Annotated in this window: 6 protein-coding genes; 3 read left to right on the forward strand and 3 right to left on the reverse strand. The window is 70.9% G+C overall.

Features of this window, described 5'->3' with window-relative positions:
* Positions 1-6 precede the first annotated feature (6 nt).
* Genes UK23_RS21130 through UK23_RS21140 form a run of 3 tightly spaced genes read right to left on the reverse strand, consistent with a single transcriptional unit; the run spans position 7 to position 2,479 of the window.
* On the reverse strand, positions 7-699 hold the full coding sequence (locus UK23_RS21130) for a thioesterase II family protein (RefSeq protein WP_045313312.1): 693 nt from the start codon (positions 697-699) through the stop codon (positions 7-9).
* Positions 696-1,490, reverse strand: coding sequence for an ABC transporter permease (locus UK23_RS21135; protein ID WP_045313313.1), 795 nt, complete (start codon positions 1,488-1,490; stop codon positions 696-698). The genes UK23_RS21130 and UK23_RS21135 overlap by 4 nt, the downstream gene beginning before the upstream one ends.
* Positions 1,487-2,479: an ABC transporter ATP-binding protein gene (locus UK23_RS21140; RefSeq protein WP_082114839.1), complete on the reverse strand. Its 993-nt coding sequence runs from the start codon at positions 2,477-2,479 to the stop codon at positions 1,487-1,489. The genes UK23_RS21135 and UK23_RS21140 overlap by 4 nt, the downstream gene beginning before the upstream one ends.
* 273 nt (positions 2,480-2,752) lie before the next feature.
* Here UK23_RS21140 and UK23_RS21145 point away from each other — a divergent pair, with 273 nt between their 5' ends.
* From UK23_RS21145 to UK23_RS21155, 3 genes are read left to right on the forward strand one after another with little or no spacing between them, the layout of a single operon-like run.
* Positions 2,753-4,405 carry a fatty acyl-AMP ligase gene (locus UK23_RS21145; RefSeq protein ID WP_052684879.1) on the forward strand — a complete coding sequence of 551 codons (1,653 nt, stop codon included), beginning with the start codon at positions 2,753-2,755 and terminating at the stop codon, positions 4,403-4,405.
* A complete protein-coding gene (locus tag UK23_RS21150) occupies positions 4,402-5,997 on the forward strand; it encodes an acyl-CoA dehydrogenase (protein WP_045313315.1) in 1,596 nt (531 codons plus the stop codon). Before UK23_RS21145 ends, UK23_RS21150 begins: the two co-directional genes overlap by 4 nt.
* Positions 5,997-7,574, forward strand: a complete 1,578-nt coding sequence (locus UK23_RS21155) for an acyl-CoA dehydrogenase (RefSeq protein ID WP_045313322.1) — start codon at positions 5,997-5,999, stop codon at positions 7,572-7,574. The genes UK23_RS21150 and UK23_RS21155 overlap by 1 nt, the downstream gene beginning before the upstream one ends.
* The last annotated feature ends 8 nt before the right edge of the window (positions 7,575-7,582 follow it).

Below are 7,582 nucleotides of genomic sequence, written 5' to 3' on the forward strand. Positions count from 1 at the left end.
CCCTCCTCACAGGACAGTGCTGCTGATCAGCCGGAGCAGCGCGGGCGCGGCCTCGGTCAGGTACATGTGGCCACCGGGCACCTCGACGTGCTCGAAGTCGGCGGAGGTCGCTTTGCTCCACCCGGCGGCGTCCTCATAGGACACGAGCTCGTCGTCCTCGCCGCGGATCACCGTGATGGGTGCCGCCAGCGGCAGATCGGTGCTGGGCACGTAGTTCTCGTGCATCTCGACGTCCGCGCGCAGCGTCGGCAGGATCATCTCCCGCATCTCGGGGTCCTCCAGCGCCTCGTGGGTGTAGCCGGCGAACTCGGAGACCCGCGCCAGGAACGCGTCGTCGGTCAGGCCGGTGGCGCGGTGTTCCCGTCCGGCGGCCGGTGCGGGTGAGCCGCTGGCGAACAGGCGCACCAGGGTGAGATCCGGGTCGGTGACCAGCCGGTGCGCGAGCTCGTGGGCCAGCACGGCGCCCAGGCTGTGCCCGAAGAGAGCGATCCTGCGTTCCTCGCCGAGGAGCTCGGGCAGCCGCGCGTGCAGGTCGTCGACGGCGAGGCCGACGTCGCGGTGCGGGTCGAGGTCGATGAGGCGTTCACGGCCGGGCAGCTGCAACGGCACGACGCGCAGGGCGTCGCCCGCGATCGCCTGCCACGGTTGGAAGAACGAGGCGCCCGCACCCGCGTAGGGCAGGCACACCAGGGTGGTCATCGAGTGGTCCTCCTGCGGTAGCGCCACACGGACAGTGCGGCGAACAGAACGATGAGCAGTGCGCAGACGCACACGGTGTAGGTGACCGGGTGCACGGCCGCCCAGCCGTGCGGCACCCGGAAGCCCGGTGGCGCCGGATTGCCGAACAGAGAGCGCAGGGCGTCGCCCAGGCCGCTGACGGGACTCCAGCTGGCGACGGCCTCGAGCGGGCCGGGCAGCGTCGTGGTGACCACGAAGCCGGACGACACGAAACTGGCCGGGAACAGCCAGATCAGGCCGAGACTGCCGGCCACCTGGACGTTCGGCGTCACCAGCGCGATGAACGCACCCACCCACGACAGGGCGAACGCGAAGAGCAGGCACAGTGCGAATCCGGCGGCGATCTCCAGCGGCCCGGTGTGCGGGCGCCAGCCGATCGCCAGGCCGCACAGGGCGGTGACGGCGAGGCTCACGGAGGTGTTGACGAGGTCGGACGTCGTGCGTCCGGCCAGCACCGCGAGCCGTGGGATCGGCAACGTGCGGAACCTGTCGACCATGCCGTCCTGCAGGTCCAGCGCGAGACCCACGGCGGTGTAGGACGCCGTGAAGATCGCGGCCTGGGTGAGCAGACCGGCGACGATGTACTCGCGGTAGGCCTGGCCGCCCAGGCTGCCGCCGAACACGAAGCCGACCAGCGTCGTGAACATGACCGGCTCGATCAGGGTGGACGCGATCAGCATCGGGCGGCGGCGCAGGTGCAGCTGGTTGCGCCAGAAGATGTCCGCACCGGCCGACAACACGGAGGTGGTCACGCCCGCACCTCCTGGCGCGCGGTCAGGCGGAGGAAGACGTCGTCGAGCGTCGGTCGTTGCACGCCGATCTCCACGATCGCCTCTTTGTCCACAGTAGACAGAACGATGGCGAGTGCGGCGGGGCCGTCCGCGGTGGTCGCGGCGATCCGGCGGATCCGCGGCTCGACCTCCGGAGCCGAGCCGGTGGCGTCGGCGACCGCGGCCGCGGCGGCGGCGAGGCTGTGGCCGTCGGCGAGCCGGAGCACCAGGCGGGTGAGGCCGGCGGCCGACTTCAGCTCGTCGGTGGTGCCCTCGGCGACGATCCGGCCGTGGTCGACCACCGTGACGCGGTCGGCGAGCCGGTCGGCCTCCTCCAGGTACTGGGTGGTGAGCAGGACGGTGGTGCCCGCGGCGGTGAGGCCGCCGATCGACTCCCACACGTCGAGCCTGCTCTCCGGGTCCAGCCCGGTGGTGGGTTCGTCGAGGATCACCACCGGTGGGTTGCCCAGCAGTGCGGCGGCGAGGTCGACCCGGCGCCGGGTGCCACCGGAGTAGGTCGACACCAGCTGGTTCGCCTTGAGCTCCAGGCGGAAGCGGGCGAGCATCTCCTCGGCGGCGCGCCTCGCTGCTCGTCGGCGCATCCCGCGCAGCTTGGCGATGAGGTGGAGGTTCTCCAAGCCGGTCAACAGGCCGTCGACGGCGGCGTACTGGCCGGCGACGCCGACACTGGCGCGGACCTCGTCGCCCTTCGTCACCACGTCCCAGCCGTTCACCACCGCGGTGCCGGACGTGGGTGGCAGCAGCGTCGTGAGCACCCGCACCAGCGTCGTCTTCCCGGCACCGTTGGGTCCGAGCAAAGCCCGCACCTCGCCCGCGTTGATATCCACGTCAATGCCGGCGAGTGCTTCCGTGCCGCCTGGATATCTCTTTCTCAGATTTCGGGTGCGAACCACCGGTCCGTCCGATTCGCGCACGGTCCACCAACTTCTGTGCAGCGTTGAATTGCCCATCTTCCGAAACTTCCGAAGAAAGCTCAACGCTTCTCCGAGAGTTTCGGACAGGCCCTGTCTCAACTGGTGTTTTGCTTGCCGGATGCCGACGTTAGCACTGCTTCCTGACGAGATCCTGAGGGGATCCTGTGATGCGGATCTCGTGGCGAGAACAGTCGAATTCGGGTCTATCGTTGGTGCGGAAAGGCGGGGGTGGAAATGGTAAACGGGACTTTAATCTCCGTTCTGGGAACTCGTGTCGAATGCGATTCGACAAGCGATGCGCTGCTCTATATGTCCGATTTGGGAGACATTCGGCGGAAAGATTACGTAAACCTGGACAGAACGGCGCGTGCCGTGGCGGTATGGCTGCGGGAGCACTGCGCGCCGGGCGACCGGGTGCTGCTGCTGCATCCCGCCGGCCTTGAGTTCTCTTCCGCGTTCTTCGGGAGCTGCTACGCCGGGACGATCGCCGTGCCCGCGCCGGTGCCCGGCAGGTACCAGCACGAACGCCGCCGGCTCACCGGCATCGCCAGGAACGCGGGCGTCCGCGTGGTGCTGACGGACCGCGCCAGCCTGCCCCAGGTCGAGAAGTGGGTGGCCGAAGCGGGCCTGTCCGACGTCGTGTGCCGGGCCACCGACGACGAGATGGGTGACCCGGGGGCGTGGCGGCCGCCGGAGATCTCGCCGGACGACATCGCGTTGCTGCAGTACACCTCCGGGTCGACCAGCGAGCCCAAGGGCGTGATGGTCAGCCACCGCAACCTGCTGTCCAATGTGGACGCGATCATGACCGCGGCCGGTGTCGACTCCGGCTGCCGCAGCGGTGGCTGGATCCCGCACTACCACGACATGGGACTGATCGGCCTGCTCCTGACCGGTGTGCTGCGCGGCAGGGGATTCGCCTTCATGGCGCCGATGGCGTTCCTGCGCAGGCCGCACCACTGGCTGCGGATGATGCAGGACCTCGACGTGAACATGAGCGCCGCACCGGACTTCGGTTACGACCTGTGCGTGCGCCGGGTCACCGACGAGCAGCTCGCCGAGCTGGACCTGTCCGGCCTGCGCGCCGTGGTCAACGGCTCCGAGCCGATCCGCTCGGCCAACCTCACCCGCTTCTGCGACCGCTTCGCCGCCGCGGGGTTCCGCGCGGAGGCGTTGCTGCCGATGTACGGCCTGGCCGAGGCGACGCTGATGGTCACCGGCACGTCCGGGCGTCCGCCGCTGCGCCGGTCGTTCGACGTCGCCGCTTTGGAACGCGGCAGGCTGGTAGCCGACGATCAGGGGCGAGAGCTCGTCGGATGCGGAGGCCCGAACGAGGTCGACGTCGCGATCGTCGACCCGCGGACACGTGCAACGCTGCCGTCCGGGCGGATCGGCGAGATCTGGGTGCGTGGCGGCTCGGTCGCCGGCGGTTACTGGGACAACCCCGACGCGACCGCCGCGACCTTCGACGCCAGGACGTCCGGTGGTGACGGGCCGTATCTCCGCACCGGCGATCTCGGCGGCTTGCACGACGGCGACCTGTACGTCACCGGCCGGCTGAAGGACACGCTGGTGCTGCACGGGCGCAACCTCCACCCGCACGACATCGAGGACGTCGTACGGACGGAGCACGAGGAACTGCACGGGTTGCACGGCGCGGTCTTCACGGTGCCGGGCGCGCACGACGAGGAGCAACTCGTCGTGGTGCACGAGATCCGCACCACCTGGGGTGAGCAGCGGCTCGCCGAGGTCGCCGCGTCGATGAAGCAGACGGTCACCCGCGAGTTCGGGACGGCGGTCGGGTCGGTCGTGCTGGTGCGGCCTTCGGCGGTGCGCCGGACGACCAGCGGCAAGATCCAGCGGTCGGCGATGCGCGACCTCTACCTCGCCGATGAGCTGGAACCGGTGCTGCGCAGCGAGGACGCCCAGCTGACGGCCGCACGTGCGGTGGTGGCCAGATGAAGGTCGCCGAGCTGGAGGCGTTGCTCAGCGCCCACGAACACGACGCCTGGTCGCCGGAGTTCCTGGCGGCACACGACGATCACGACAGGTTTCCCGCCGAGGCCGTCGCCGTGCTGGACGAGGCCGGGTTCGGGCGGAACTACGTGCTCGACCGCGACAGCTCGTTCCCCGGGATGACCGCGCTCATCCGCGCGGTGGCGCGCCGGGACCTGACGGTGGCGATCGCGCACGGCAAGACGTTCCTCGGTTCGGCCCCGGTGTGGGTGGCGGGCACGGCCGCGCAGGTTTCCGCGCACGCGGACCGGGTGCGCGCCGGTGAGGTCGTCTGCTGGGGCCTGACCGAACGGGACCACGGTGCCGACCTGCTCGCCGGCGAGTTCGCCGCGGCTCGCCTCGACGACGGCTGGCGGCTCGACGGCGAGAAGTGGCTGATCAACAACGCGACCCGGGGCGGCACGGCATGCGTGCTCGCCAGGACCGATCCCCAGGGTGGCGCCAGGGGTTTCAGCGTCTTCCTGGTCGACAGGAGCCGCCTCCCGGAGGACGCGTGGCAGCCGTTGCCGAAGGTGCTGACCCACGGCATCCGGGGTGCGGACATCAGCGGATTCGCGGCGCAGGGCGCTGTCGTCGGCGACGACGCGCGGGTCGGCGAGGCCGGCGACGGCATCACCGTGGTCCTCAAAGCCCTGCAGCTCACCAGGATCGCGTGCAGCGGCCTGTCGCTGGGCGCCGCGGACCACGCGCTGCGGATCGCCCGCGACTTCGCCACCGGCCGAAAGCTCTACGGGAGGCTGCTCGCCGACGTGCCGCACGTGCGGCAGATCCTCGGCCGGGCGGCTGCCACCGCGCTCACCGCGGAGGCCGTCGCCGTGGTCGCGACCCGCTCGGTGCACGCGCTGCCCGGCGAGCTCAGCGTCGTCTCGGCCATCGCCAAGGCGTTCGTGCCGACGCAGGTGCAGCGGCTGCTGGGATCGGTGGCCGAACTGCTCGGCGTGCGCGGGTTCCTGACCTCGGCGCCCGGCACGGGGTTCGCGAAGCTGGAGCGCGACCACCGCATCTGCGGCATCTTCGACGGCAGCACCGCGGTCAACCGCGCCGCGCTGCTCGCCCAGATGCCCCGGCTCGGCCGGTTGCTGCGCGCCGAGCGCCTCGACGCGGACGGCTTGCGGACCACTGCCCGCCTGGACGCCGGACTTCCCGCGTTCGACCGGGACCGGCTGGTGCTCACCTCGCCGACCGGCTGCTCGCTCGTCCAGTCGTTGCCAGCCGTCGCGTCGTGGGCGCCGGACGTGCTGACCGAGGTGGACGGGTTGGCGGAGACCGCGGCGGCGTTCGTACCGGCGATCGGTGGACTGCCCAGCGAGGCGTTCGACCTCGCCGCACGGTACGAGCGGGCGTACGCCATCGCGTGCTGCCTGCACCTGTGGTCGGAGAACCACCAGGACAGTCTCTTGTGGACGGACGGGCTGTGGTTGCGCGCCTGCCTGGCGGTGCTGCTCGGCCGGGACGACGAGGAGGCGTTCGACGCGATGGCCGCGGTGCTGCTGGACTGGAAGACGCCGGCCTTCTCGATCCTGGGAGAGGCGGCGTGATGCAGCTCGAGAAGCTCTTCGGCGCCCTGGACGACCCGGCGAACCCGACCGGTGCCGCCGCGATCCTGGCCGCCGACGAACGTGGCGAGATGCTCGCCGCCGGTGAGGCCGTGCTGGCCGACTACTGCCTGAACGCGGAGTTCGTCCCAACGGCGCTGGGTGGCCGTCTCGACGACCTGGAGCGCCTCGTCGAGGTGATGCGCACGGTGTACCGGCGTGATCCGGTGCTCGGCCTGGGCTACGGCGCCAGCTCGCTGATCGCCGGTGTGCTGGCGTGGACCGCCGGTTCGCCCGCACAGACCGAGAAGGCTGCGAAGCGACTGCTTTCGGGCGAGAGGATCGCCGTCGCGGTCCACGAGCTGGCGCACGGCAACGACATGACCGGCATGGAGCTGGCCGCGACCCCGGCCGCCGACGGCTGGTTGCTCAACGGCCGCAAGGAAGTCGTCACCAACATCCAGCGCGCGCAGGCGGTCGTGGTGTTCGCGCGGACCGATCCGAAACCGGGACCGCGCAGCCACACGCTGATGCTCGTCGAACGCGCTTCCGGTGACGGGACGACGGACCTGCCGAGGTACGCGACGTCCGGGATGCGCGGCCTGCAGCTGGGCGGGCTGGAGTACGACGACACGCCCGCGTCCGCGCTGGGACCGGTGGGATCCGGGCTGGAGCAGGCGCTGCGGGCGTTGCAGGTGACCCGCACGGTCCTGCCCGCGATGGCCACCGCCGTGCTCGACACCGGCCTGCGTCTCGCGGTCACCCACCTGTCACGGCGAAAGCTGTACGGCGGGACGGCGATCGAGCTGCCGCACGTGCGGTCTGTGCTGGCCGGGGTGTTCGCCGACCTGCTGAAGGCCGAGGCGATCGCCGCGGTCGGCACCCGCGCGCTGCACGTCGTCCCCGGTTCCACCGCCGTGTACTCGTCGGCGGTCAAGTTCGCGGTGTCCAAGCTGGTGCTGGACGCGATGGATCGGCTGTCCGAACTGCTCGGCGCGCACTTCTACCTGCGTGAGGGACCGATCGCGCTGTTCCAGAAGCTGCTGCGGGACCTCGCACCCGTCGGCTTCGGGCACATCGCGCGGGCGGCGTGCCAGATGAGCCTGCTGCCGCAGCTGCCGTTGCTGGCCCGCCGGTCGTGGCGGACCGAGGTCGAGCCCACCGGCCTCTTCCGCGGCGACCTGCCGGAGCTGCGGTTCGACCGGCTCGCGCTGCACGCCGCCGGCCAGGACCCGCTGGCCGCCTCGCTGGCAGCGACGTTGCAGGACAACGGGATCCCGCGCGAAGTGCGGGCCACCGCCGAGGCGGACCTGGCCGACCTGACCGGCCTGGCCGAGATCTGCGCGCGGCTGCCCATCGCGGAGCTCGGCGTCGACGCCCCCTCTCGCTACTACGACCTCGTCACGCGGTACGTCGACCTGCTCGTGCGGATCAGCCGCGTGCAGCTGTGGCGGCACAGCGACGACGGGTTCCTCGCCGACCCGGCGTGGTTGTCCTCGCCCGGCGCGTTGCTGGCCGAGCTGCTCGACCGCCACCGCGACCACCGCTACTTCGGCCTCTCCGGCCACCAACTCGTCTGAACTCTCCA

Source organism: Lentzea aerocolonigenes (genome assembly GCF_000955955.1).
Taxonomy (GTDB): domain Bacteria; phylum Actinomycetota; class Actinomycetes; order Mycobacteriales; family Pseudonocardiaceae; genus Lentzea; species Lentzea aerocolonigenes_A.